23 protein-coding genes are annotated in these 24,003 nt (G+C 59.9%); 13 read left to right on the forward strand and 10 right to left on the reverse strand.

The window, feature by feature from the left end:
- Positions 1–143: 143 nt before the first annotated feature.
- Entirely contained in the window at positions 144–1,607 is a 1,464-nt protein-coding gene (locus QRN61_RS08960) for a glyceraldehyde-3-phosphate dehydrogenase (RefSeq protein ID WP_285373600.1), read from the forward strand.
- A gap of 181 nt (positions 1,608–1,788) precedes the next feature.
- Here QRN61_RS08960 and QRN61_RS08965 read toward each other — a convergent pair whose 3' ends face one another.
- The gene (locus QRN61_RS08965) at positions 1,789–3,090 is read right to left on the reverse strand and encodes an MFS transporter (protein ID WP_047295263.1); all 1,302 of its coding nucleotides are present in this window, start codon (positions 3,088–3,090) and stop codon (positions 1,789–1,791) included.
- Positions 3,091–3,162: 72 nt separating this feature from the next.
- Here QRN61_RS08965 and QRN61_RS08970 point away from each other — a divergent pair, with 72 nt between their 5' ends.
- Both QRN61_RS08970 and sthA read left to right on the forward strand, forming a co-directional pair.
- Positions 3,163–4,212, forward strand: a complete 1,050-nt coding sequence (locus QRN61_RS08970; RefSeq protein WP_285373605.1) for an FAD:protein FMN transferase — start codon at positions 3,163–3,165, stop codon at positions 4,210–4,212.
- Between the two features lie 197 nt (positions 4,213–4,409).
- Complete coding sequence (gene sthA, locus QRN61_RS08975; RefSeq protein ID WP_003226580.1) at positions 4,410–5,804, forward strand: Si-specific NAD(P)(+) transhydrogenase; 1,395 nt, start codon at positions 4,410–4,412, stop codon at positions 5,802–5,804.
- Between the two features lie 42 nt (positions 5,805–5,846).
- On the opposite strand, the gene QRN61_RS08980 is transcribed toward sthA, so the two are convergent.
- Together QRN61_RS08980 and QRN61_RS08985 are read right to left on the reverse strand one after the other, a co-directional pair.
- Positions 5,847–6,569, reverse strand: a complete 723-nt coding sequence (locus QRN61_RS08980) for a glycerophosphodiester phosphodiesterase (RefSeq protein WP_008087738.1) — start codon at positions 6,567–6,569, stop codon at positions 5,847–5,849.
- 14 nt (positions 6,570–6,583) lie between these two features.
- The gene (locus tag QRN61_RS08985) at positions 6,584–7,165 is read right to left on the reverse strand and encodes a PilZ domain-containing protein (protein ID WP_007968195.1); all 582 of its coding nucleotides are present in this window, start codon (positions 7,163–7,165) and stop codon (positions 6,584–6,586) included.
- A gap of 94 nt (positions 7,166–7,259) precedes the next feature.
- Here QRN61_RS08985 and QRN61_RS08990 point away from each other — a divergent pair, with 94 nt between their 5' ends.
- The 3 genes from QRN61_RS08990 to QRN61_RS09000 all read left to right on the forward strand — a co-directional run bounded on the left by QRN61_RS08990 (position 7,260) and on the right by QRN61_RS09000 (position 10,618).
- Complete coding sequence (locus QRN61_RS08990) at positions 7,260–8,510, forward strand: lipoprotein-releasing ABC transporter permease subunit (RefSeq protein ID WP_007968198.1); 1,251 nt, start codon at positions 7,260–7,262, stop codon at positions 8,508–8,510.
- 7 nt (positions 8,511–8,517) lie between these two features.
- Positions 8,518–9,204, forward strand: coding sequence for a lipoprotein-releasing ABC transporter ATP-binding protein LolD (gene lolD, locus QRN61_RS08995; protein ID WP_171061910.1), 687 nt, complete (start codon positions 8,518–8,520; stop codon positions 9,202–9,204).
- A 169-nt stretch (positions 9,205–9,373) separates the two neighbouring features.
- Complete coding sequence (locus tag QRN61_RS09000; protein ID WP_285373606.1) at positions 9,374–10,618, forward strand: lipoprotein-releasing ABC transporter permease subunit; 1,245 nt, start codon at positions 9,374–9,376, stop codon at positions 10,616–10,618.
- Positions 10,619–10,716: 98 nt separating this feature from the next.
- Here QRN61_RS09000 and QRN61_RS09005 read toward each other — a convergent pair whose 3' ends face one another.
- Together QRN61_RS09005 and QRN61_RS09010 are read right to left on the reverse strand one after the other, a co-directional pair.
- Positions 10,717–12,066, reverse strand: coding sequence for a heavy metal sensor histidine kinase (locus tag QRN61_RS09005; RefSeq protein WP_285373607.1), 1,350 nt, complete (start codon positions 12,064–12,066; stop codon positions 10,717–10,719).
- Complete coding sequence (locus QRN61_RS09010; RefSeq protein ID WP_098964794.1) at positions 12,066–12,746, reverse strand: heavy metal response regulator transcription factor; 681 nt, start codon at positions 12,744–12,746, stop codon at positions 12,066–12,068. The genes QRN61_RS09005 and QRN61_RS09010 overlap by 1 nt, the downstream gene beginning before the upstream one ends.
- A 154-nt stretch (positions 12,747–12,900) precedes the next feature.
- Here QRN61_RS09010 and copI point away from each other — a divergent pair, with 154 nt between their 5' ends.
- Both copI and queF read left to right on the forward strand, forming a co-directional pair.
- Positions 12,901–13,434, forward strand: a complete 534-nt coding sequence (copI, locus tag QRN61_RS09015) for a copper-resistant cuproprotein CopI (protein WP_134786947.1) — start codon at positions 12,901–12,903, stop codon at positions 13,432–13,434.
- 61 nt (positions 13,435–13,495) lie between these two features.
- A complete protein-coding gene (gene queF / locus QRN61_RS09020; protein ID WP_285373608.1) occupies positions 13,496–14,326 on the forward strand; it encodes an NADPH-dependent 7-cyano-7-deazaguanine reductase QueF in 831 nt (276 codons plus the stop codon).
- A 177-nt stretch (positions 14,327–14,503) separates the two neighbouring features.
- Here the strand turns inward: queF and QRN61_RS09025 are convergent, their stop codons facing one another.
- Together QRN61_RS09025 and pcrP are read right to left on the reverse strand one after the other, a co-directional pair.
- A complete protein-coding gene (locus QRN61_RS09025) occupies positions 14,504–14,767 on the reverse strand; it encodes a DUF4404 family protein (protein WP_135296239.1) in 264 nt (87 codons plus the stop codon).
- A gap of 109 nt (positions 14,768–14,876) precedes the next feature.
- On the reverse strand, positions 14,877–15,497 hold the full coding sequence (gene pcrP, locus QRN61_RS09030) for an HAD superfamily inactivated hydrolase PcrP (protein WP_285373609.1): 621 nt from the start codon (positions 15,495–15,497) through the stop codon (positions 14,877–14,879).
- A 197-nt stretch (positions 15,498–15,694) separates the two neighbouring features.
- Here pcrP and QRN61_RS09035 point away from each other — a divergent pair, with 197 nt between their 5' ends.
- Complete coding sequence (locus QRN61_RS09035) at positions 15,695–16,384, forward strand: MlaA family lipoprotein (protein ID WP_027611467.1); 690 nt, start codon at positions 15,695–15,697, stop codon at positions 16,382–16,384.
- A 52-nt stretch (positions 16,385–16,436) separates the two neighbouring features.
- Here QRN61_RS09035 and QRN61_RS09040 read toward each other — a convergent pair whose 3' ends face one another.
- Positions 16,437–16,736, reverse strand: a complete 300-nt coding sequence (locus QRN61_RS09040; RefSeq protein WP_115989290.1) for a PilZ domain-containing protein — start codon at positions 16,734–16,736, stop codon at positions 16,437–16,439.
- A gap of 274 nt (positions 16,737–17,010) precedes the next feature.
- On the opposite strand from QRN61_RS09040, the gene rssB reads away from it, so the two are divergent.
- Positions 17,011–18,195 (forward strand): two-component system response regulator RssB, encoded by a 1,185-nt coding sequence (gene rssB, locus QRN61_RS09045; protein WP_041074010.1) that lies wholly within the window; start codon positions 17,011–17,013, stop codon positions 18,193–18,195.
- Positions 18,192–18,674 carry an anti-sigma factor antagonist RssC gene (gene rssC / locus QRN61_RS09050; RefSeq protein WP_003226553.1) on the forward strand — a complete coding sequence of 161 codons (483 nt, stop codon included), beginning with the start codon at positions 18,192–18,194 and terminating at the stop codon, positions 18,672–18,674. Before rssB ends, rssC begins: the two co-directional genes overlap by 4 nt.
- Before the next feature lie 213 nt (positions 18,675–18,887).
- Here rssC and tal read toward each other — a convergent pair whose 3' ends face one another.
- Both tal and QRN61_RS09060 read right to left on the reverse strand, forming a co-directional pair.
- Positions 18,888–19,814, reverse strand: a complete 927-nt coding sequence (tal, locus tag QRN61_RS09055; RefSeq protein ID WP_108183327.1) for a transaldolase — start codon at positions 19,812–19,814, stop codon at positions 18,888–18,890.
- Positions 19,815–20,021: 207 nt separating this feature from the next.
- Positions 20,022–20,972 carry a glycosyl hydrolase family 5 gene (locus tag QRN61_RS09060; RefSeq protein WP_285373614.1) on the reverse strand — a complete coding sequence of 317 codons (951 nt, stop codon included), beginning with the start codon at positions 20,970–20,972 and terminating at the stop codon, positions 20,022–20,024.
- 290 nt (positions 20,973–21,262) lie between these two features.
- On the opposite strand from QRN61_RS09060, the gene QRN61_RS09065 reads away from it, so the two are divergent.
- Together QRN61_RS09065 and QRN61_RS09070 are read left to right on the forward strand one after the other, a co-directional pair.
- Entirely contained in the window at positions 21,263–21,703 is a 441-nt protein-coding gene (locus tag QRN61_RS09065) for a low molecular weight protein-tyrosine-phosphatase (RefSeq protein WP_003226547.1), read from the forward strand.
- A 38-nt stretch (positions 21,704–21,741) separates the two neighbouring features.
- Positions 21,742–23,970 carry a polysaccharide biosynthesis tyrosine autokinase gene (locus QRN61_RS09070; protein ID WP_027611473.1) on the forward strand — a complete coding sequence of 743 codons (2,229 nt, stop codon included), beginning with the start codon at positions 21,742–21,744 and terminating at the stop codon, positions 23,968–23,970.
- The last annotated feature ends 33 nt before the right edge of the window (positions 23,971–24,003 follow it).

The following is a 24,003-nucleotide window of genomic DNA, read 5'->3' on the forward strand; positions in this document are numbered from 1 at the left end:
ACTGCGCTGGAAGCCCCGGTTTTACTGGGCTGGCGCGGGGCGTAATTTTTTTGAACGGAATTTTGTTACCGATTGCGCGACAAGCGCGCATTGCTACAAGAGGTTCTCGGCGGCATAATGTAGCCCCTTTTTTCTGCCCCTACATGTGGAAGGTTCCCGTGACTCAGAAGCCCGACCAGTGTCTTGGTGAATGGATCGACCGTGAAGCACTCGCAGAAGCGATGATTCCGCTTATCGGTCAGCTCTACCGCAATAACAACGTGGTGAGCTCGATCTATGGCCGCAGCCTGATCAACCAGTCTGTCATCGCGATTCTCAAAGCTCACCGCTTTGCTCGCCACCGTTCCTCCGACGATAGCGAACTCTCCGTCCACGAAACATTCCCTCTGCTGAAAGCCATGAGCGAGCTCAAGCTCGGCGCGGCTTCGGTAGACCTGGGCAAGTTGGCGTTCAAATTCCGCAGCGAAGGCAATGGCCGCAGCGCCGAGCAGTTCGTGCGTGAAGAACTGGCTGACGTGGTTGGTCAGCAAAACGCTTCGGCCCGCAAAGGCACTGACGTTGTGCTGTACGGCTTCGGTCGTATCGGCCGTCTGCTGGCGCGCATCCTGATCGAGAAAACCGGTGGTGGCGACGGTCTGCGTCTGCGTGCCATCGTCGTGCGCAAAGGCGCCGAAAACGACCTGACCAAGCGCGCCAGCCTGCTGCGTCGCGATTCGGTACACGGTCCGTTCAACGGCACCATCGTCATCGACGAAGAAAACAACACCATCACCGCCAACGGTAACCTGATCCAGGTGATCTACGCGAAGAACCCGACCGAGGTGGATTACACCCAGTACGGCATCAAAGACGCGCTGCTGGTGGACAACACCGGTGTATGGCGTGACGCCGATGGCCTGGGTCAGCACCTGCAATGCCCGGGTGTCGCTCGCGTTGTTCTGACCGCGCCTGGCAAAGGCAAGCTGAAGAACATCGTTCACGGTATCAACCACAACGAAATCACCGCTGACGACAAGATCGTGTCCGCCGCTTCCTGCACCACCAACGCCATCGTGCCGGTGCTGAAGGCTGTGAATGACAAGTTCGGCATCATCAACGGTCACGTCGAAACCGTTCACTCGTACACCAACGACCAGAACCTGATCGACAACTTCCACAAGGGCGATCGCCGTGGCCGTTCCGCCGCGCTGAACATGGTCATCACCGAAACCGGTGCTGCCACCGCTGCTGCCAAGGCTCTGCCTGAGCTGGCCGGCAAGCTGACCGGTAACGCGATCCGCGTTCCGACGCCAAACGTGTCGATGGCCATTCTCAACCTGAACCTTGAGAAAGTCGCCAGCCGTGAAGAGATGAACGAGTACCTGCGCTACATGGCGCTGCACTCCGATCTGCACAAGCAAATCGACTTCGTCAACTCGCAGGAAGTGGTGTCCACTGACTTCGTGGGTTCGCGTCACGCCGGTGTGGTCGACGCTGAAGCGACCATCGTTCAGGACAACCGCGTTGTGCTGTACGTCTGGTACGACAACGAGTTCGGCTACAGCTGCCAGGTGGTTCGCGTGATGGAAGACATGGCCGGTGTAAACCCGCCAGCATTCCCGCGCTAAGCCTTCGCTGCAAATGAAAACGCCCCGACTTAGGTCGGGGCGTTTTTTTATGCCTGCTGAATCTTTATTGCCTGTACCGGCCTCTTCGGGAGCAAGCCCCCTCCCACAGGTTTGGCGGTGTTCACACAATCATGTTGGCACCACCGGACCTTGTGGGAGGGGGCTTGCTCCCGAAGGCGTTTTATCGGGCGCCACCTGCCACGGCCGCTTGCGCAGTCCGCAGCTCATGCTTATTGCCACGGAACAGCACCAGCGTCGCAATCAGTCCCAGCACCGCCGCACCGCTGAGCCAGATCCCCGGCGCAGCCTTGTTGTCCAGCACGTGGATAAGGTAAGTACAGGCTGCCGGCGTGAAGCCACCAAAGGTCGCCGTCGCCAGGCTATAGGCCAGCGAGAATCCGGTGGTGCGCACTTCCACCGGCATGATTTCGGTCAGAGCCACGACCATCGCGCCGTTGTACGAACCGTACAGGAACGACAACCACAGTTCGACAATCAGCAGATGGCTGAAACTCGGGTTCGCCACCAGCCACGACAGCGCCGGGTAGGCGGTCAGGATCGCCAGAAGGGTCGCCGCCAGCAGTAGGGGTTTGCGCCCGATCTTGTCGGACACCGCGCCCATCACCGGCAGCCAGAAGAAGTTCGACAGACCGATGCACACGGTCACCAGCAGCGCGTCGAAATCCGACAGATGCAGTTCAGCCTTGCCGAAGGTCGGGGTGTAGGCGGTGATCAGGTAGAACGAAACCGTGGTCATCACCACCAGCGCCATGCCGGCGATGACGATGCCAAAGTTCTGACCGATTGAGCGGACGATTTCCCGCAGGGTAGGGCGATGTTTACGCGCCTGGAATTCCGGGGTTTCTTCCAGGGAACGACGAATGACGAAGATCACCGGAACAATCATGCAGCCGATCAGGAACGGCACACGCCAGCCCCAGTCACCCATCTGTTCCGGGCTTAGCCAGTGATTGAGGCCCACCCCGAGCAGGCCGGCAAACACCACCGCCGCCTGCTGGCTGGCGGACTGCCAACTGACGAAAAAGCCTTTGCGGCCCGGCGTAGCGATTTCCGCCAGATACACCGAAACTCCGCCCAGCTCGACGCCGGCCGAGAAGCCTTGCAGCAAGCGACCGAACAGCACGATCAACGGCGCTGCAACACCCAGAGTGGCATAGCCCGGCACGCAGGCGATCAGGATCGTACCGGCGGCCATCAACGCAAGGGTAATGATCAGGCCCTGGCGACGACCGTGACGGTCAATGTAGGCACCAAGGAAGATCGCGCCCAGCGGACGCATCAGGAAACCGGCACCGAAGGTGGCCAGGGACAGCATCAGGGAAGCGAAGGCGCTGTCGGCCGGGAAGAAGGTTTTGGCGATGGCCGTGGCGTAGAAGCCATAGACCATAAAGTCGAACATCTCGAGAAAATTGCCGCTGACAACGCGAAAAATCGCTTTGCCTTTGCCCGTGGTCGAGGACATTTTCAGTTACTCATTATTGGTTTCTTATGACGCGTTGCATCCGTTGGGGAGCGTGCGGGCCTTTGATCCATAATGGCTGGCGCGCTTTTATGGGGAGATGAAGAATTGTTCACTGGACGGTGGGTTTGGCTTGTGAGTGTGGCGGTTGTCCTCGCTGCCTGTGGCAACGGTGAGTCCATGGAAAGCTTTGGGGGGGCGACCATGGGCAGCACGTATTCGATCAAGTACGTGCGGCACTCGGGTATTGCCGAACCGGCGCAAGTTCGCCGGGAAGTGGAGGCTATCCTCGCGAAAGTGGATCGGCAGATGTCGACCTATCGCAATGACTCCGACATCGAACGTTTCAATGCCTTGCCAGCGAACAGCTGTCAGACCATGCCGGCTGCCGTGCTCGAATTGGTCCGTGTCGGCGAGCAGCTGTCGGAGCAAAGCGAAGGTTCCTACGACCTGACTGTCGAACCGCTGATGAACCTGTGGGGGTTCGGCCCGCAAGGGCGTGAAGAGAAAGTCCCCGACTCCGCCGCGCTGGCCGAAACCCTGCAGCGAGTCGGCTACCGCCATTTGCATATCGACGGCGACCGCTTGTGCAAGGACGCCGCTGTCGAAGTCGACTTCAACAGCATCGCCGCCGGTTACGCGGTCGACACCATCGCCGCCAGGCTCGAGTCGATGGGCATCCATGACTATCTCGCCGAAGCCACCGGTGAGCTAAAGGCCAAGGGCAAGAAGCTTGATGGCTCATCCTGGCGTATTGCGCTGGAAGAGCCGCGAGACGATCAACAGGTGACCGAACGGATCATTCAGGTCGACGGCTACGGGGTTTCCACCTCCGGTGATTACCGCAACTATTTTCTGCAGGATGGCCGGCGCTATTCCCACACCTTCGATGCGCGTAGCGGAGCGCCGGTCTTACACAGCCTGGCGTCGGTCACGGTGATTCATCCTTCAGCGTTGATGGCCGATGGACTATCGACGCTGTTGCTGATTCTCGGGCCGGAAAGGGCTTGGGACTATGCCGAAAAACACGACATTGGTGCATTCTTCGTGATTCGTGCCGATACAGGTTTTGTTATCCGCACCAGTGCAGCTTTCGAGCGCCTCAGTGGCGCAAAAGTTGACTGAAAACAGTACGAAAGCTGGCGTTGTAGTGCAGGCAAAAGTAGCCTACGACGCGACCAAGGGTTAATGTGCGCGGCGTTGACGCTTCTATAGACTGTGTCCGGGTTCTTTACTGACCCCCAATTGTTCCTTCGCGCCACGATTCGGCGTGATTTAGCCGCCGGTGCTGCTGGCACCGCGGCCTGTTCTGAGGAGTACGCATGGCTGTCTACAACTACGACGTGGTGGTGTTGGGTTCCGGCCCGGCGGGAGAAGGCGCGGCAATGAACGCCGCCAAAGCAGGGCGCAAGGTGGCGATGGTCGACAGCCGTCGCCAGGTCGGCGGTAACTGCACCCACCTGGGAACCATCCCGTCCAAGGCCCTGCGTCACTCGGTGCGGCAGATCATGCAGTTCAACACCAACCCGATGTTCCGGGCGATCGGCGAACCGCGCTGGTTCTCCTTCCCGGACGTGTTGAAAAGCGCCGAGAAAGTCATTTCCAAACAAGTCGCTTCGCGCACTGGCTACTACGCCCGTAACCGCGTCGACGTGTTCTTCGGCACCGGCAGCTTCGCCGACGAGCAAACCATCGAAGTGGTCTGCGCCAACGGTGTGGTCGAGAAGCTGGTGGCCAAGCACATCATCATCGCCACCGGTTCGCGCCCTTATCGCCCGGCGGACATCGATTTCAATCATCCGCGTATCTACGATAGCGACACCATCCTCAGCCTCGGCCACACCCCGCGCAAACTCATCGTTTACGGCGCCGGTGTGATCGGTTGCGAATACGCCTCGATCTTCAGCGGTCTGGGGGTACTGGTTGAACTGGTGGACAACCGCGGTCAGTTGCTGAGCTTCCTCGACTCGGAAATCTCCCAGGCGTTGAGCTATCACTTCAGCAACAACAACATCACCGTGCGCCACAACGAAGATTACGATCGCGTTGAGGGCGTCGATAACGGGGTTATCCTGCACCTCAAGTCCGGCAAGAAGATCAAGGCCGATGCCTTGCTCTGGTGCAACGGCCGTACCGGCAACACCGACCAGCTCGGTCTGGAAAACATCGGGGTCAAGGTCAACAGCCGTGGCCAGATCGAAGTCGACGAGGCTTACCGCACCTGCGTGCCGAACATCTACGGCGCTGGCGACGTGATCGGCTGGCCGAGCCTGGCCAGTGCCGCCCACGACCAGGGTCGTTCGGCTGCCGGCAGCATCGTTGATAACGGCAGCTGGCGCTTTGTGAACGACGTGCCGACCGGTATCTACACCATTCCGGAGATCAGTTCGATCGGCAAGAACGAGCAGGAGCTGACCCAGGCCAAGGTGCCGTACGAAGTCGGCAAGGCGTTCTTCAAGAGCATGGCGCGTGCGCAGATCGCCGGCGAGCCGCAAGGCATGCTGAAGATCCTGTTCCACCGTGAAACCCTGGAAGTGCTGGGTGTTCACTGCTTCGGTTATCAGGCGTCGGAGATCGTGCACATCGGTCAGGCGATCATGAGCCAGCCGGGCGAGTTGAATACGCTGAAGTACTTCGTCAACACCACGTTCAACTACCCGACCATGGCCGAAGCCTATCGGGTAGCGGCGTACGACGGCCTCAACCGGCTTTTTTGACGGGCTCCGGCCGGTGGCCTGAGCCGGCCGGGGAGACCGATTTCAGCAATTCTCGAGGGTGGCAGTGGCCAAACCGGGAAAGTCTGTAATCAGGCTGTCAACGCCGAAGTCGGCGAGTCTGCGCATCAGCGCAGGCTCGTTGACGGTCCACACCGACACATGCAGCCCCTGACGCTGCGCCTTCTGCAGGCGTTCCGGCGTACACAGCGTCCAGTTCAGAGCCAGAATCTCACAGCCATAGCTGGCGGCGACCTTCAACGGGTCGAGCCAGGCGTATTCGGCCACCAGTCCACGCGACACGTCCGGTACCAGGTCCAGCGCCGCTTTCAGCACTTCCCGCGAGCTCGAAGTGATGGTGACCTTGTCCAGCAGGCCATGACGCTGGGCCATTTCGCGAATCGCCAGTACGGTAGTCGCGGCGCGGGTGCGTGAAGCGCTTTTGACTTCCAGTTGCCAGTGCTCGAAATCACACTGCTCGAACAATTCTTCCAGGGTCGGAATCGGGCACGGTTTGATCCAGCCCGGGCCGCCCTTGCGCGCGTCGTAGGTCACCAGTTCGGCGGCGGTGTGTTCGACCACCTTGCCGCGCCGGTCGGTGGTGCGCTTGAGGGTCGGGTCGTGGATCACCATCAGCTCGCCGTCCTTGGACAGGTGCAGATCCAGTTCGCAACGGCGTACGCCGTGCTTGAGACATTCCTGAAAACTGCTCAGGGTATTTTCCGGTGCTTCGCCCTTGGCGCCGCGGTGGCCGTAGATGAGGGTCACGGTGCTTCCTTAATTTAAATGCCTGATTCGTTCTGTTCACGGGCCAGGCGTCGTTCCTGGGCCTGTTTCTGCAAGATATAGCGGGCGAGCAACTGGCGCTGGGCGTCGGTCAAGTGTTCGAACTCGGTGCCGACGTCGTAGCCGTCGCCCTTGCGGTCGCAATGGGTGACGCGGGCGCGCAGCAGCAGGCCCAGTGCCTGCGGCATCAGCACCAGTTTCACCGAAAGGTGCGCGCCAGTGGCAATCGGGGTCGGGTGCTGAAAGTCGATCCCGCCTTCGGAGATGATCACCGGTTGTGGCTCGCCGATATGGCCGAGCACGGTCAGGGCGACCACCTGGCTGAGCAGGTCGATGCGTTTGTTCTGGGATTTGAGGAACGCGGCGATAGCCCGGTCGCGTTCGCTGATCTGGCGCAACAGGTGCTGCGACTCGAATTCGCTCAGGTGCAGTTCGCTGAGCAGGTTGAACAGTGGAGAAGCATCCTGCAACACTTCCTGGCCTGCGGCTTCGGGAGCGGACAGGGGCCGAATTTCCAGTGCGATCATGTCCTCGATACGGTAGTATTCGCGGCGATCTTCTTCATCTAATGTCGACATGGCGAACCCATGGTAGCGGCGGTGGTCTGAGTGTAAAGCTGGTTATCGACCCCCGCCACAAGGACGTTCCTTTTCCCTCCGAACAAGCCCCGACATGTTCAGACCTCTCTTCGTATTTATCGGCACGCGTTATACCCGTGCAAAGCGTCGCAATCATTTTGTGTCATTCATTTCCCTGACTTCGATGATCGGGCTCGCCCTTGGCGTGGTCGTGATGATCGTGGTGCTATCGGTGATGAACGGCTTCGATCATGAGATGCGCACCCGCGTGTTGGGCATGGTGCCCCACGCGACTCTTGAAACCGGCGAGCCGATCAACGATTGGCAGAGCCTGGCCGCCAAGGTCAAACGCAACCCTGAGGTGACGGCGGTTGCGCCGTTCACCCAGATGCAGGGTTTGCTGACCAACAACGGCCAGGTGTCCAAGGTGTTGCTCAACGCCATCGACCCCGCGCTCGAGCGCAATGTGTCGATCATCGACAACTTCATGAAGCAGGGCAAACTCGACGATTTGACGCCGGGCAGCTTCGGCATCGTCATCGGCGACAAGGCCGCGACCAAGCTCGGCGTGGGCCTCGGTGACAAAGTCACCTTCGTCGCGCCGGAGGTCAGCGTGACCCCCGCCGGGATGTTCCCGCGCATGAAGCGCTTTACCGTGGTCGGCATCTTCCATGTCGGCGCCGGTGAGCTGGACGGCTACCTGGGCGTTACCAACCTGCAGGATCTGGCGAAGATGCACCGCTGGAAGCCCGATCAGGTGCAGGGCATCCGGTTGAAGTTCGATGATCTGTTCCAGGCGCCACGCGTGGCCTGGACCATCGCCCAGCAGCTGGGCGAAGACCATTACTACGCCCGCGACTGGACCCGCACCCACGGCAACCTGTATCAGGCGATCCGCATGGAAAAAGCCATGATCGGTCTGCTGTTGCTGCTGATCGTCGCGGTGGCTGCGTTCAACATCATTTCCACGCTGGTGATGGTGGTAAATGACAAGAAGAGCGACATCGCCATTCTGCGTACCCTCGGCGCCACGCCGGGGACGATCATGCGCACGTTCATGGTGCAGGGCACCGTGATCGGCGTGGTCGGTACGGCGATTGGCGCCGTGCTCGGTATTCTCGCTGCGCTCAACGTCAGTGCGGCGATTTCCGCCCTCGAAGGGCTGATCGGCCACAAGTTCCTCAACGCCGATGTGTATTTCATCGATTACCTGCCGTCGCAGGTGCAGAGCCAGGACGTGGTCATGGTCTGCGCTGCTGCGTTGGTCCTGAGTTTCCTCGCCACCCTGTATCCCGCCTGGCGTGCTGCGCGCACCCAGCCGGCGGAGGCGCTACGTTATGAGTGAGTCGGGCATGAGTGATAAAGCAATTTTGAGCTGCCGCAACCTGGGCAAATCCTACGAGGAAGGCCCGGAGTCGGTGCAAGTGTTGGCCGGTCTGCAACTGGAGTTGCACCCGGGCGAGCGTGTGGCGATCGTCGGCAAGTCCGGTTCCGGCAAAAGTACCTTGCTCAACCTGCTGGGCGGTCTCGACACGCCGACTGAAGGCAGCGTCTGGCTCGACGGCGAAGAACTGTCGGCGCTGAGCGAGAAGAAGCGTGGCCTGCTGCGTAACCGTGCCTTGGGGTTCGTGTACCAGTTCCACCACTTGCTGCCGGAATTCACCGCGCTGGAAAACGTCTGCATGCCGCTGCTGATCGGCAAGACCGCGATCCCGGAAGCACGCCAGCGCGCTACCGCATTGCTGGAGCGGGTGGGGCTGGGCCATCGTCTGGAGCACAAACCGGCCGAGCTGTCCGGTGGCGAGCGCCAGCGTGTGGCCATCGCCCGGGCGCTGGTGAACAATCCAGGCCTGGTGATGCTCGACGAGCCAACCGGCAACCTTGATTCGCACACCGCCGAAGGCATCCAGGACTTGATGCTGGAACTCAGCACTTCAATGCGCACGGCGTTCCTGGTGGTGACTCACGACATGAACCTGGCCCGCCAGATGGACCGCGTCCTTCAATTGCAGGAAGGCTGCCTGACTCCAATCGCTTGAGAGCTACTGCGCTCGGAAATACTGCGTTAAAAACAGGCTCGGAATGCTCATTTACAGCCAGTAGACTCCGCTTCCTCGCCTGTTTTTGCCTTGTCTTTCCTTCGCTCGCTACGCTCTCAAGCGATTGGCCGCTTTTTTAAGCTTGATTTTTTATACGGTGCCCCAGCGAATGTTCAGACCGTTATCGATCTTTATCGGCACGCGCTATACCCGCGCCAAGCGCCGCAATCGCTTTGTTTCGTTCATCTCGATGACTTCGATGATCGGGCTCGCCCTCGGCGTGCTGGCGATGATCGTGGTGCTGTCGGTGATGAACGGCTTCCAGCGTGAAATGAGCTCGCGCATCCTCGGCATGGTGCCGCACGCGACCATCGTTGGCGTCAAGCCGATCGATGACTGGCAGCCGGTAGCCGCCGCCGCGCTGAAAAATCCGGAAGTGACCGCCGCCGTGCCGTTCACCGAGATGGAAGGCATGCTGTCCTACAAGGGTTTGATGCAGCCGATCCAGATCAGCGGCGTCGACCCGGCCCAGGAAGGCAAGGTGTCGATCGTGGCCCAGCACATTGTGCAGGGGCGTCTCGATGACCTGAAACCGGGCGAGTTCGGTGTAGTGATCGGTGAAATCACCGCGCGCCGCTTCCGCCTCAACGTCGGCGACAAGATCACTCTGATCGTGCCGGAAGTCAGCACCGCACCGGGTGGCATTACCCCGCGCATGCAGCGCCTGAACGTGGTCGGTGTGTTCAAGGTCGGCGCTGAACTGGACGGCTCGATGGGGCTGATCCACGTGGCCGATGCCGCGACCATGCAGCACTGGCAGCCGAATCAAGTGCAGAGCGTGCGCCTGGCGGTGAAGGATCTGTACGCTGCGCCGAAAGTCTCCTCGGACATCGCCGCAGGCCTCGGTGTCGACTTCAAGGCTGACGACTGGACCCACACCCAGGGCAGCCTGTTCAGCGCGATGAAAATGGAAAAAACCATGATCGGCCTGCTGTTGCTGATGATCGTCGCCGTGGCGGCGTTCAACATCATCGCCACGTTGATCATGGTGGTGAACGACAAGGGCGCGGACATCGCGATCCTGCGCACCATCGGCGCCACGCCACGGCAGATCATGGCGATCTTCATGGTGCAGGGCACGGTGATCGGGATTGTCGGCACGCTGATTGGCGGCGTGCTCGGCGTGATCGCGGCGCTGAATGTCAGCGAGATGGTCGGCTGGGTTGAGCGCGTTACCGGGCAGCACATCTTCAGTTCCGACGTGTACTTCGTCAGCAACCTGCCTTCGGAATTGCAGGGCGGGGATGTGCTGTTGATCTGCTCGGCGGGCTTTATTCTGAGCTTCCTGGCGACGGTGTACCCGGCGTTGCGGGCGGCGAAGATTGAGCCGGCGCATGCGCTGAGATATTCGTAAGCGCCAATACCGTCTTCGCGAGCAGGCTCGCTCCCACAGGGAAATGCATTCCAATTGGGGGAGCGAGCCTGCTCGCGAAGGGGCCGGTCCTATCGACCTCATTCTCCTTTGGGCAACTCGATCACAAACCGCGTCCACCCCGCAGCCGATTCGCAATGAATCTGCCCGCCATGCGCGCGGACGATCGATTGGGTAATCGCCAGCCCCAGCCCCGCATGTTCACTGCTGCCTTCCTGCCGCGCCGGATCTGCTCGATAAAACCGGTCAAACAGCCGTGGCAACAACTCTGCCGAAATGCCTTCGCCACTGTTCTCCACCGACACCTGCGCTATGTGCGGTTGATCGACGATGGACAGGCGCACGCTGCCTGACGCCGGGGTGAAGCGCAGCGCGTTATCCAGCAGATTCGACAAGGCCCGGCGCAGCATGCTGCGATCGCCTTCTATACGCGCATGACCTTCGCGGCTCAGCGTCACCCCGGCGTCCTCGGCCAGTGGCGCAAAAAACTCCAGCAGCACATCGCTCTCATCCGCCAGTTCCAGTGCCTCACGCTTGGGCATCAGCAAACCGTGGTCAGCCTTGGCCAGATAAAGCATGTCGTTGACCAGTTGCGCCATCCATTGCAGTTCTTCGAGGTTGCTGTGCAGGGCTTCGCGGTAATCCTCGATTGGCCGTGGGCGGGTGAGGGTGACTTGGGTGTGGGTCAGCAGGTTCGACAGCGGTGTGCGCAGTTCATGGGCGATGTCGGCAGAGAACGCCGACAGCCGTTGAAACGAGTCGTCGAGGCGTCCGAGCATGGCGTTGAAGCTGTGGGCCATTTCTGCAAGTTCTGGCGGCATTTGCGCTTCCGGCAGTCGGGCGTTGAGCGAATGTGCAGAAATCCCACGGGCGACTGCGCTCATACGGCGCAACGGACGCAAACCGCTGCGCGCGGCCCACGCGCCGAGCAGCGCGGTGGCCAGGGCCGACAAGCCGACGGTCAGCCAGATCAGATGCTGCATGCGCTGCAGGAAGTGCTGGTGATGAGTGATGTCCAGCAGCAGAGTGAGCTGTGGCGAGTCGGTTTTGTCAGGGTAGAGCGGGGCGTTGAGCACGCGGTAGTCGGCGCCGTCATGGCTGATGGTCGACAGGCCCGGCTGTTGCGGCAAGTCCTGCGGTAAATTGATCGAGCTGTCGTACCAGCGCTGGCCGTCACTGCCGGTAATACGCAGCGCCAGATCGGCCTGACGGCTCAGCTCATCCGCCAGCCGCGCCTCACGCTGAACGGGTTGCACATCCTGCAAGGCACGGCGCAAACCGATCAGCTTGCCGTCCAGCAATTGCTGATCGAGCTCAATGAAGTGCGCCTCGCTGGCGCGGCTGAACAGCACCCCGGCGAACAGCGATACTACGGCGGTGCAGGCGGCAAACAGCAAGGCCAGACGAGAGCTCAAGGACAGGCGACGCATCAGGCCGGACGCTCTTCAAGCACGTAACCCATGCCGCGCACGGTGTGGATCAGTTTGTTGGGGAAGTCATCGTCGATCTTCAGGCGCAGGCGACGGATCGCCACTTCGATCACGTTGGTGTCGCTGTCGAAGTTCATGTCCCAGACTTGCGAGGCAATCAGCGATTTCGGCAGCACTTCACCCTGACGGCGCAGAAGCATTTCCAGCAGGGCGAATTCCTTGGCGGTGAGGTCGATGCGCTGGCCACTGCGTTCGACCCGACGGCGAATCAGGTCCAGACGCAGGTCGGCCAGTTGCAGACTGGTTTCCTGGGGCAGGGCGCTGCCCCGGCGCAGCAGGCTGCGCACCCGGGCCAGCAATTCGGAAAAGGCGAACGGTTTGACCAGATAATCGTCGGCGCCGAGTTCGAGGCCGTGAACCCGATCTTCGACTGCATCTTTGGCGGTCAGAAACAGTACCGGCGTGTCAAGGCCGGCGTTGCGCACCGCCTGCAGAATCTGCCAGCCACTGCGCCCGGGCAGCATCACGTCGAGAATCAACAGCGCATAATCTCCGCTCAACGCCAGTTGCTGACCGCTGACGCCGTCGGCCACCAGTTCTGTGTTGAAGCCGGCCTCGGTCAGGCCCTGGCGCAGGTAGTGGCCGGTTTTCGGTTGGTCTTCGACGATCAGCAGTTTCATGGGCGACTCGGGTTGTAGGAACAAAAGCGTTATACCGTGGGAGCAGGCGACACATGCCAACCTGACAAAGTTGTAATCTGCCTGTCAGGTAGCTGCCAGCGCAGGCGGGCTAGAGTTTCCCACAGGCTGAACCTTATCTTGTTGGAGTATGACTATGTTTTTGCGCAACCCTCTGGCCGTCGCCGCCTGTGTGCTGGCGCTGAGTTCACCTGTCTGGGCCGCACCCGCGCACAGCTATGATTTCGGCCAACCGGCACCAGCAGCCAAGGCTACTCGCAGCATTGAAGTTGTACTGAACGACATGTCGTTCGATCCCAAGGCGATTCAGGTCAAGGCCGGTGAGACGGTTCGCTTTGTGCTGGTGAATAAAGGCCAGTTGCTGCACGAATTCAACCTCGGTGACGCGGCGATGCATGCCCAGCACCAGCAGGAAATGTTGCAGATGCAGCAAAGCGGCATGCTCACGCCTACCGGCATGAAAGAAATGTCCCACGACATGGCGGGTATGGATCACGGCAGCATGGGCCACGGCATGAAGCACGACGACCCCAATAGCGTGCTGGTCGAGCCGGGCAAGACCGCCGAGCTGACCTGGACCTTCAGCAAGGCCACCAGCCTGGAGTTCGCCTGCAATATTCCCGGTCACTACCAGGCGGGCATGGTCGGCAAACTGACTGTCAGTCAGTAAGCACTCAAAGGCGGGCGCAAAGGCTGATAGAATCCGCTGATTCTTCAGTCAGGTTTCCGCCATGCATCCCGCAGCCGAACATTCGCCGCTGGGCAAATCCAGCGAATACATCGCCACGTACACGCCGTCCCTGCTGTTCCCGATTCCGCGCACCGCGAAATGGGCCGAGCTGGGCCTGACCGCCGAAACCCTGCCGTATAAAGGCGTGGATTTCTGGAATTGCTTCGAACTGTCGTGGCTGCTGCCGTCGGGCAAGCCGGTGGTGGCGATCGGTGAATTCAGTATTCCGGCGGATTCGCCGAACATCATCGAATCGAAGTCGTTCAAGTTGTACCTGAACTCGCTGAATCAGACGCCGTTTGCCGATATCGCCAGCCTGGAAGCAACACTGGTCAAGGACTTGTCGGCCGCTGCCGGCAAACCGGTCGGCGTACGGGTACGCAGCCTGAAGGACGTCGAAGCCGAAGGCGTCGTGGCGTTGCCCGGCGTGTGCATCGACGATCTGGACATCAGCGTCAGCAACTATGAGCATCCGCGTCCGGAACTGCTGCGTTGCGATGATTCGAAGATTGTCGAAGAGAGCGTGCATAGCCATCTGCTCAAATCCAACTGCCCGGTGACCAGTCAGCCGGACTGGGGCAGCGTGGTGGTGGAATATCGTGGTGCGGCGCTGGATCACGCGAGTCTGCTGGAATACATCGTCAGTTTCCGCCAGCACTCGGACTTCCACGAGCAGTGCGTGGAGCGGATTTTTCTCGACCTGCAACGTTTGCTGAAGCCGGAGAAACTCACGGTGTTTGCGCGCTATGTGCGCCGGGGCGGGCTGGATATCAACCCGTATCGCAGCACTGAGACTGCGCAACTGCCGAACCAGCGCCTTGTGCGCCAATAAATAACCCCGGTAGGAGTGAGCCTGCTCGCGATTGCGGACTGACATACAACATGGATGTCTACTGATACACCGCTATCGCGAGCAGGCTCACTCCTACAAGGGATCGCGTTTCAAATCGCGCCTATGAAAAAGCCCTGCCAGCGCTGGCAGGGCTTTTTGCATTTCAGGGGAGGAAAATCAGATCCCCATGCTACCCAACGCATTGACGATATTGCGCAGGGTGCCGGCAATGGCCGGGTGTTCGAGTTCGAAGCGGTCCACTGCCAGATTCACACCGTCGGCGATGCTGGCATCCTGAGTGGCGTTCTCCAGTTTGATTTCCGATTCGATCTGCGCCATCAGCGCATGCAGATCTTCACGTTCGGCTTCGGACAGCGGAGGATTCTGCTCCAGTTGCTCGCGCAGGGTGTCGAGTTGTTTTTGCAGTTCTTGGGCGGGCATGGTGGGGTTCCTTTTATCAAGAGGCACTGGCATTGACCGCAGCCGCGCGCCAAAGGTCTATGGCTGACCTTTAGATTAATCCACTCTGCGGCAACCTGCATGATCCCGGTCAGGGCTTTTCGCCCTTGAGGCGGCGCAGGTTGATGTCGGCCAGGCAGGTGTCGAGTTCGCCCAGATGATCGATCACCGAATGCACGCCCAGATTGAACAACTGCAGGGTCGCCTTGCCGCGGCGCTGTTCGCGTTCCTGTTGGCTCAAGGCTTGCCACTCGCTCGGCGACAGGCCGCACAGTGAGCCGCAGGACGCCAGGCCAATGGTCCACAGCCCGGCGTTGAGGCCCGATTGCAGCAACCGGGGCTCGCCGCTCACCAGCACGCAGCCATCCAGGCAGCTGACGTTCAAACCCATCAGCGCCTGCCAGCAGGCGTTCGGTGCGGGCCACGGATTGATTGTTGCTGAATATTGCGTCGGTTTGATCCACGCCGGCAGAGAGGCCGCCAGGGGATGCGCGAGGGCAGGGGGCAGCTCGTCGATCCACGCACAGGGAATCTGCTGGCGCTGCAGGCTGAGCAGGCTGTCGAGAGCGCCGGGTGTGACGTCGGCGTGCTCGGGCAGCACGCTGGCGTGTTGATGTGCGCGAGCACCGAAATCCACCAGACAGCCACTGAGTCCGAACAGCACGGCGGTCAGGCCGGGCGCGGCGACAGGCAAGACTTCAGCGTGGGTCATGGCAACGTCCCTGAAATAGGCATGAGGCTAGGCGACGCCGGTGACAGTTGGATGACAGGGGTGTGAAGGCGCTCCCTGGAAACGTCCTGCATTACTCTTCACGGGCAGACTGCCCAAAACGGCTTTTGCGCTTATACTAGCGCTCTTAATGCCTGGGCCCGGGTGCCCGCGCCAGTAAAAATCCAAGGAGTTTTTCTATGCGCTGGAGCAATCCTCTCGCTCAGCTATGTGTATGTGCCAGCGTCCTGCTGGTTCCGTTCGCCGCCAACGCTGCAACGGAAGAAGACCCTTGGGAAAGCGTCAACCGCCCGATCTTCCAGTTCAACGACTTCGTTGACACCTACGCGCTCAAGCCGCTGGCGCAGGGTTATGAGTTCGTGACGCCGCAGTTCCTCGAAGACGGCATCCACAACATGTTCCGCAACGTCGGTGACGTCACCAACCTGGCGAACAACATTCTGCAGGCCAAGCCGGCAGCAGCCGGTGTCGATACCGCGCGTATCATCTTCAACACCACCTTCGGCCTGCTGGGCTTCTTCGATGTCGGCACCAAAATGGGCCTGAATCGCAGTGACGAAGACTTCGGCCAGACCCTCGGTTATTGGGGCGTCAGCAGCGGCCCGTACGTGATGCTGCCGTTGCTCGGCCCGAGCACCCTGCGTGATGCACCGTCCAAGTACGTCGACAGCTTCACCGGTCCGTACCGCTACATCAACGACGTGCCTGTCCGTAACTCGGTGTTCGGCCTGAACATCGTCGACACCCGCGCCAGCCTGCTGTCGAGCGAGAAGCTGATCAGCGGCGACAAATACACCTTCATCCGCAACGCCTACCTGCAGAACCGCGAGTTCAAGGTCAAGGATGGTCAGGTCGAAGACGATTTTTAATCTCGACCGATGACAGGAAGGCGGCCCGCGAGGCCGCCTTTTTTGTGTGCGCTTATTTCATCTGCAGAATGGTCAGGCCGAGCTTCTGGCCATCGCCGTTCTGGGCCTTGACCCAGACCACTTCGGTCTCCGCTTCCAGCCCACTCAACGCGGCATGCTCGGAATCGATGCGTACGCTCAAGCGGTCTCCAACCGCGAACTGGCGCGGCGCTTCGACCTGCATGCCGCTGCTAGAGAGGTCGATGCACACGCCGGCGATCTCATCACCTTCATGAATCAACACCACATCGGCATCGACCCGCATGCGGATGAAATCGCGCTTTTCGCTGTAGTCCCGACCGGTTTGACTCATGGCTTCGACCTTCCATTGGGTTACGGTTTGAGCTGTTCTTATAACTCTCGGTGATTTGACAAGTAAAGTCGTCAAGCGACCATCGGCGCATGCTTGAAACGCCCCGCGGATGGGAGTACCGTCTGCGCCTTAGAAGGGCACCTCTGGTGCAATCGCGTTCCGGCTCAATGCTCGAAAGCGGTGCAGCAGAGAGGCTAGAAAGCGAATCCAGTAGTCTGAGCCGGGCCGATGCCCCGCCTGCTACGCCAACCTAATTCTGGCGCCGTTTGCCCACATGCCAAAAACCAGTGCCACGCTGCTGATAATCGATGATGACGAAGTAGTGCGCGCGAGCCTCGCGGCCTATTTGGAAGACAGTGGTTTCAGCGTCCTGCAGGCCAGCAACGGCCAACAGGGTCTTCAGGTATTCGAGCAAGACAAGCCCGACTTGGTCATCTGCGATCTGCGCATGCCGCAGATGGGTGGTCTCGAACTCATCCGTCAGGTCACCGAGCGCTCACCGCAAACGCCGATGATCGTCGTTTCGGGTGCCGGCGTGATGAACGACGCGGTCGAGGCGCTGCGCCTCGGTGCGGCGGACTACCTGATCAAGCCTCTCGAAGACCTGGCCGTGCTCGAGCATTCGGTGCGTCGCGCGCTGGACCGTGCGCGCCTGTTGCTGGAGAACCAGCGCTACCGCGAGAAGCTGGAGAAGGCCAACCGCGAGCTCGAAGCCAGCCTGAACCTGCTCCAGGAAGACCAGAACGCCGGTCGTCAGGTGCAGATGAACATGCTGCCGGAAAGCCCGTGGCGCATCGACGAGTTCCAGTTTGCCCACCAGATCATCCCGTCGTTGTACCTGTCGGGTGATTTTGTCGACTACTTCCGTGTCGACGAGCGTCGGGTGGCGTTCTACCTGGCCGACGTATCGGGGCATGGCGCCTCGTCAGCGTTCGTCACGGTGCTGCTGAAGTTCATGACCACGCGCCTGCTGTTCGAGTCCAAGCGCAACGGCACGTTGCCGGAATTCAAGCCTTCGGAAGTCCTTGGTCATATCAACCGGGGGCTGATCAGTTGTAAGCTGGGCAAACACGTCACAATGGTCGGTGGAGTCATCGACGAGGAGACCGGTTTGTTGACCTATAGCATCGGCGGCCATCTGCCGTTGCCTGTGTTGTACACGCCTGACAGTGTTCGTTACCTCGAAGGCCGCGGTTTGCCGGTGGGCCTGTTCAATGAGGCCACCTACGAAGATCACGTGCTTGAGCTGCCTCCGACGTTCAGCCTGACGCTGATGTCCGACGGCATTCTGGATCTGTTGCCAGAACCGACGCTCAAGGAAAAAGAAGCCGCTTTGCCCCAACGGGTGAAGTCGGCGGGCGGCAGCCTGGATGGTCTGCGGCAAGTGTTTGGATTGGCCACGCTAGGGGAGATGCCGGATGATATCGCCCTGTTGGTGTTGAGCAGGAACCTTCAATGAGTACCGGTAGAATCCAGTTCGCCGAGCAGGACGGCACCTTCGTCCTGAAGTTCGTCGGTGAAGTTCGCCTGACCCTGTGTTCGGCGTTGGATGCGACTATTGAGAAAATCTTCACCGCGTTGAATTTCAACGCGATCGTGATCGATTTGACCGAAACCCGCAGCATCGACAGCACCACCCTCGGCCTGCTGGCCAAACTGTCGATCCTGTCGCGGCAAAAGGTCGGCCTGCTGCCGACCGTCGTCACCACCCACGAAGACATCACCCGTCTGCTGCAGTCGATGGGCTTCGAGCAGGTGTTCAACATCGTCAACCACCCGGTGCCGTGCCCCGAGTGCCTGGATGACCTCCCGGATCAGGACCAGTCCGAAGAAGTGGTGCGGATCAAGGTGCTCGAAGCGCACAAGATCCTCATGGGCCTGAACGACTCCAATCGTGAAGCCTTTCATGATCTGGTTAACGCCCTCGAAAGACACTGATTCTTTGGGGTTGAGGTTGTCTGTTCCGGCCTCTTCGCGGGCAAGCCCGCTCCCACAGTGATTGAGTGAACCCGAGATCTTCATTCCACACCTGACCCTGTGGGAGCGGGCTTGCTCGCGAAGGCGCCAGTCCAGACGATGCATCTTTCAGCACCGCATAAAAAAAGGGCGAACCCGTTTGGGTTCGCCCTTTTTGCGTTTCAGCGACTCAGATCACAGCTTGGCCTGCAGCAGCGCCTCGAGCTTCTCCTGGTCACGGGCGAATTGACGGATGCCCTCAGCCAGTTTTTCGGTAGCCATCGCGTCTTCGTTGGACAGCCAGCGGAATTGCGCTTCGCTGAGGCTCAGGCGCGCTTCGCCGGCGTGGCCCGGGGCGAGTTTGCGTTCCAGTTTGCCGGTGTCTGCCGCGAGCTTGTCGATCAGGTCCGGGCTGATGGTCAGGCGATCGCAGCCGGCCAGTTGCTCGATCTGGCTCAGATTGCGGAAGCTGGCGCCCATGACCACGGTCTTGTAGTCATTGGCCTTGTAGTAGTTGTAGATGCGGGTGACCGACTGCACGCCCGGATCATCGGCGCCGGTGTAGTCGTTGCCGTTAGCCTTCTTGTACCAGTCGTAGATGCGGCCCACGAACGGCGAGATCAGGAACACCCCGGCGTCAGCGCAAGCGGCAGCCTGAGCGAAGGAGAACAGCAGGGTCAGGTTGGTCTGGATGCCTTCCTTCTCGAGGATCTCCGCAGCGCGGATGCCTTCCCAGGTCGAAGCGATCTTGATCAGCACGCGGTCACGGCCGATGCCGGCCTTGTCGTACAGCTCGATCAGGCGATGCGCACGCTTGAGCACGGCGTCCTGGTCGAACGACAGGCGCGCGTCCACTTCGGTGGAAATGCGGCCCGGAATCACTTTGAGGATTTCCTGGCCCACGGCGACGCCGAAACGGTCGCTGGCCAGACCCACGTCGCCCTTGCAGTCGCTGACGCAGGCGTTCAGCAGCTCGGCGTAGGCGGGGATGGCGGCTGCCTTGAGCAGCAGGGAAGGGTTGGTGGTGGCGTCGACCGGCTTGACCCGGGCGATCGCTTCGAAGTCGCCGGTGTCGGCAACTACGGTGGTCATCTGTTTGAGTTGTTCCAGCTTGGAAGTCATGGGTGTGCTCTGTCCTGTGGGTTTGACGACATTACCCGAGCGTTGACAGCCACTCAAGGGCATCAAGGCGCAACGGGTTCCCCGGGGGCAACAACCTGAGAACGGCTGTTTGAATGGTGGGGCGCGGTATCGATGAATACGATGCCAAAATCGGCCGCAGGTTCAAAGCAACTGACGGCCAGCGCCCCTTGAGCACATTGATGGAGGTTATTGCTGGCTTAGCTGGGTTTTGACCGCAGTTTCTGCCGGTTTCGGCTGGCCATCGGACGTCAACAGACCGAAATTCTTCTCGCGGTCATTGCTGCCGGTGTCGCTGTTTTTCCACTCGTAAATCGAGGTCAGGGCAATGTTGCGGGTTTTGATATCGGCGACGAATGCGCTGATTTTGCTGGCCTGACCCTCAATCCCGCCGTTGGAGGCGAGCGCCGAGATGCCCCATTCGCTGATCACCCCCGGCAGATGGAAGTTCTGCTGGATAAACGCCTGGGCGTTGCTGATCTGCGTGCCGCTCATGCCGTAGGGATGGTAGGAAACCGCGTTGAGGCATTTGGGGTATTCGCTGACGATTCGGTTGAGTGCCACGGTGGACGCCGAGCCGGCGGTCGGTGGCCGGGCAAAACCAAAACCGATCACCGGGACAGTCTGGGGTTTGTCTTGAAGGGTCTTGCACGCTGCGCTCATGAACGGCACGAAGGTCGTGTCGAAATTGCCGGTCGGCCAGTAGGTGCCGAGGTCCGGCTCATTCCATAGCTCGATCGCCACCAGTTGTGAGCCATAGGTCGCTGCCAGGCTGGTCAGCGCGTTGGCATACGCGACCCCCGCGTTCGCCAGATCATTGGCCGGTAACGGCTTGGTCGCGCGCAGGGTCATCAGCACCGGAAGACCAGCAGCGCGGGCCACGGCGAAGGCATCGCTGATCTGCTTCTGGTAGGCCGCGCTGGGCAGGCTGTCAGTCCATACGCCAAACCGCACGAAACTGAAGCCGGTGGCTTTGACGCGCTCGGCGTCCGCAGCGGAGAAGGTCTGGACTTTGACCTGAACCCCGATGGTTTTATTGGCGGGCAATGCCGGGAACAGTTCATTGGCCTGGCACTGGCCGGTTGCCGCCAGCAGTAACAGGGTCAGGGCGCTCAGGGGGTTGAGATGGGCTGATTTCATGTCGGTTCTCCGGGTGAGAAGTGACAACGGCGAAAAGTATCTCGAGATAACTGTTTCGAAACTGACAATCGCACTAAGTGCGCCAATGTTATTTTTTGTCAGGAAAACCAGACCTGAAAATCACAGTTATTTTTAGTCCGTTAATTGTGTTTTGGCGGCTTTTGACCCTGTGGTACTTAATACGCTGGTATTAACAGGGCGAATCTATTTCTGAGTGCAGAATGATCTAGTGGGTTCATTAAGATCCGCTCTAGATGTTGGCAGAATGATATTACACAGGAATGTAAACCTTGTTCAAAAAGATCCTCGTCGTGTGCGTTGGCAATATTTGCCGAAGTCCGACAGCAGAACTTCTGCTGCGTAACGCGCTGACCCCCTCAACCATCTCGGTGACTTCCGCAGGCCTCGCTGCGCGGGTTGGCGAAGGCATGGAGGCGTCGGCACGTCAGGTGCTGGAAGACCACGGGCACAGCGCCGAAGGTTTCCAGGCCCGGCAATTGACCGCCGATATCGTCAATGAATCAGACCTGATTCTGGTCATGGAAAAACAACATGTGAATCAGGTGCTGAAGATTGCCTCGCACGCCCGGGGCAAAGTGTTTCTTCTCGGCAAGTGGCAGAGCGAACGAGAAATACAGGATCCGTATCGTCAAGGTAAGGCCGCTTTTATTCATGCCCATGCATTGATTGAAGATGCTGTTAGCTCGTGGGCGCAGCGCCTCGGACATTGATGAATATTCTTCAGATCAGTGAATGGTAAGAAAGACTTATGCAGTTACCGTCAGTAATCGCCAACCGTGATAACGATCAAGACAGTATTGATCTTCTCGGCATATTCGGCAGTTTGATCGACCAGAAATGGTTGATCGGTGCATTCACCGGTGCATTCATGGCCGCTGGCGTTGCCTATGCGGTATTGGCGACGCCGGTGTACCTGGCGAACGCGCTGGTGCAGGTCGAACCGAAAAAGAACGACATGCTCGGTTTTTCCGACCTCAGCAGCATGCTCGGCGGGCAATCGCCGTCGGTGACCGAAATCGGCATCATCAAATCCCGTGCGGTGATCGGCAAAACCGTCGACGACCTGCGCCTGGATATCGACGTCACCCCCAACACCTTCCCGGTGGTCGGCGGTTTTCTCGCCCGGCGTTATCGCGGCGAAACCGAGTTCAGCGTGGCGCCGCCGCGTTTTGGCTTCAACAGCTACGCCTGGGGCGGCGAGCGTCTGGAGTTCACTCGGCTCAATCTGCCCAAAGAGTTGTTGGGCAAGAAGCTCACCCTGGTGGCTGGCGAACAACAGCACTTTCAGTTGCTCGATGACAACGACAACCTGTTGGTCGAGGGCGTCGCCGGCGAAGCCTTCGCCCAGGACGGCGTCGAGGGTTTGATCGAGCGCCTGCAAGCCAACCCGGGTACTCGCTTTGAAGTGGTGCGCAATCCACGGATCGTGACCATTCAGGGTTACCAGGATGCGCTGGATATCTCCGAGCAAGGTAAAGAGTCGGGGATTATCCGTCTGGCGCTGGCCAGCGCCGATGCGGCCGAGGCGGTGAAGATCCTCAACAAGATCGCCGCGCTCTACGTCGATCAGAACGTGCGCCGCACCTCGGCGGAAGCGGCGCAGAGCCTGGCGTTCCTGCAAAGCCAGTTGCCGCAGGTCAAGCGTGATCTGGCCAAGGCCAGCGATGCGCTCAACGCGTATCAGACCCACGGCAAGACCGTGAATATTTCTCTGGAAACGCAATCGGTGCTTGGTCAGTCCGTGGCGCTGGAAACGCGGATTTCCGAGCTGAAAATGCAGCAGGCGGAAATGGATCGCAAGTTCACCAAACAGCATCCGGCGTATCGCGCCTTGATGTCGCAGATCGGTGAGTTGACCCAGCAGCAGAAGTCGCTGGAAGGCAAGGTCGGTGATCTGCCGGCCACGCAGCAGGAATTGCTCAACCTGACCCGCGATGTGGAAGTGGCTTCGCAGATCTACACGCAGTTGCTGAACAAATCCCAGGAACTGGACATCGTCCGCGCCGGGGCGGTGGGCAATGTGCGCCTGATCGATCCGGCGGATGTTGACCTGAGCAGCCCGGTCAAACCGAAAAAAGCCCTGATCGTGCTGATCGCAACGTTCCTCGGCGCCTTTGTCGGCGTAGCCCTGGTGCTGTTGCGCAAATCGTTGAGCAAAGGTCTGGAAGGGCCGGAAGCCATCGAACAGCTCGGGCTGCCGGTGTACGCGTCGATTCCCTACAGCGCCTTGCAGCGTGACGAGGACACGAAAAAGGGCCGGGCCAAAATCACCGCCGAAACACCGGCCTATCTGCTGGCGCTGCGCAACCCGACCGACTTGTCCATCGAGTCGATCCGCAGCCTGCGCACCTGCCTGCATTTCGCCGCGCTGGATTCGACCAACAACCGCATCATGATCTCCGGCCCCAGCCCGCAGGTCGGCAAGACCTTCGTCTCGTCCAACCTCGCCGCGGTCATGGCGCAGAGCGGTCAGCGCGTGTTGCTGATCGACGCCGACATGCGCAAGGGCCACTTGCACAAGACGCTGAATGTACCGATCGCCAATGGTCTGTCGGACCTGCTGGTCAAGCGCTGCAGCATCGAGCAGGCGGTCAACACGGTGGAAATCGACAACCTGCACTTCATCAGCCGTGGCCAGGTTCCACCGAATCCTTCCGAGCTGTTGATGCATGCCAATTTCCGCGATCTGCTGGCCGAACTCAGTGAACGCTACGACGTGGTGATCATCGATACGCCGCCACTGCTCGCGGTGACCGATGCGGCGATTGTCGGGCGTGAAGCCGGTATCAGCCTGATCGTCACCCGGTTTGCGGTAAACCCGGCCAAGGAAATTGAAGCGACCATTCGCCGCTTCGCGCAGAACGGCATCGAGCTCAAGGGCGCGGTGTTCAACGGCGTCGAGAAGCGCGCTGCCAGCTACTACGGCAATGGCAGCTATGGCTATTACAACTACGAATACGCGTCGGACAAATCCTGAAATCAGGGGCGTTCCAACAGGCATGAAAGTGGG

This window comes from Pseudomonas sp. lyk4-TYG-107 (assembly GCF_030209055.1).
Taxonomy (GTDB): Bacteria; Pseudomonadota; Gammaproteobacteria; order Pseudomonadales; family Pseudomonadaceae; genus Aquipseudomonas; species Aquipseudomonas putida_A.

What these genes read in the sequence shown, in the direction of transcription:
- QRN61_RS08960 (WP_285373600.1), top strand. Translation starts at nt 144, where the DNA reads ATGTGGAAGGTTCCCGTGACTCAGAAGCCCGACCAGTGTCTTGGTGAA.
- QRN61_RS08965 (WP_047295263.1), bottom strand. Translation starts at nt 3,090, where the DNA reads ATGTCCTCGACCACGGGCAAAGGCAAAGCGATTTTTCGCGTTGTCAGC.
- QRN61_RS08970 (WP_285373605.1), top strand. Translation starts at nt 3,163, where the DNA reads ATGGCTGGCGCGCTTTTATGGGGAGATGAAGAATTGTTCACTGGACGG.
- sthA (WP_003226580.1), top strand. Translation starts at nt 4,410, where the DNA reads ATGGCTGTCTACAACTACGACGTGGTGGTGTTGGGTTCCGGCCCGGCG.
- QRN61_RS08985 (WP_007968195.1), bottom strand. Translation starts at nt 7,165, where the DNA reads ATGTCGACATTAGATGAAGAAGATCGCCGCGAATACTACCGTATCGAG.
- QRN61_RS08990 (WP_007968198.1), top strand. Translation starts at nt 7,260, where the DNA reads ATGTTCAGACCTCTCTTCGTATTTATCGGCACGCGTTATACCCGTGCA.
- lolD (WP_171061910.1), top strand. Translation starts at nt 8,518, where the DNA reads ATGAGTGATAAAGCAATTTTGAGCTGCCGCAACCTGGGCAAATCCTAC.
- QRN61_RS09000 (WP_285373606.1), top strand. Translation starts at nt 9,374, where the DNA reads ATGTTCAGACCGTTATCGATCTTTATCGGCACGCGCTATACCCGCGCC.
- QRN61_RS09005 (WP_285373607.1), bottom strand. Translation starts at nt 12,066, where the DNA reads ATGCGTCGCCTGTCCTTGAGCTCTCGTCTGGCCTTGCTGTTTGCCGCC.
- QRN61_RS09010 (WP_098964794.1), bottom strand. Translation starts at nt 12,746, where the DNA reads ATGAAACTGCTGATCGTCGAAGACCAACCGAAAACCGGCCACTACCTG.
- copI (WP_134786947.1), top strand. Translation starts at nt 12,901, where the DNA reads ATGTTTTTGCGCAACCCTCTGGCCGTCGCCGCCTGTGTGCTGGCGCTG.
- queF (WP_285373608.1), top strand. Translation starts at nt 13,496, where the DNA reads ATGCATCCCGCAGCCGAACATTCGCCGCTGGGCAAATCCAGCGAATAC.
- QRN61_RS09025 (WP_135296239.1), bottom strand. Translation starts at nt 14,767, where the DNA reads ATGCCCGCCCAAGAACTGCAAAAACAACTCGACACCCTGCGCGAGCAA.
- pcrP (WP_285373609.1), bottom strand. Translation starts at nt 15,497, where the DNA reads ATGACCCACGCTGAAGTCTTGCCTGTCGCCGCGCCCGGCCTGACCGCC.
- QRN61_RS09035 (WP_027611467.1), top strand. Translation starts at nt 15,695, where the DNA reads ATGCGCTGGAGCAATCCTCTCGCTCAGCTATGTGTATGTGCCAGCGTC.
- QRN61_RS09040 (WP_115989290.1), bottom strand. Translation starts at nt 16,736, where the DNA reads ATGAGTCAAACCGGTCGGGACTACAGCGAAAAGCGCGATTTCATCCGC.
- rssB (WP_041074010.1), top strand. Translation starts at nt 17,011, where the DNA reads ATGCCAAAAACCAGTGCCACGCTGCTGATAATCGATGATGACGAAGTA.
- rssC (WP_003226553.1), top strand. Translation starts at nt 18,192, where the DNA reads ATGAGTACCGGTAGAATCCAGTTCGCCGAGCAGGACGGCACCTTCGTC.
- tal (WP_108183327.1), bottom strand. Translation starts at nt 19,814, where the DNA reads ATGACTTCCAAGCTGGAACAACTCAAACAGATGACCACCGTAGTTGCC.
- QRN61_RS09060 (WP_285373614.1), bottom strand. Translation starts at nt 20,972, where the DNA reads ATGAAATCAGCCCATCTCAACCCCCTGAGCGCCCTGACCCTGTTACTG.
- QRN61_RS09070 (WP_027611473.1), top strand. Translation starts at nt 21,742, where the DNA reads ATGCAGTTACCGTCAGTAATCGCCAACCGTGATAACGATCAAGACAGT.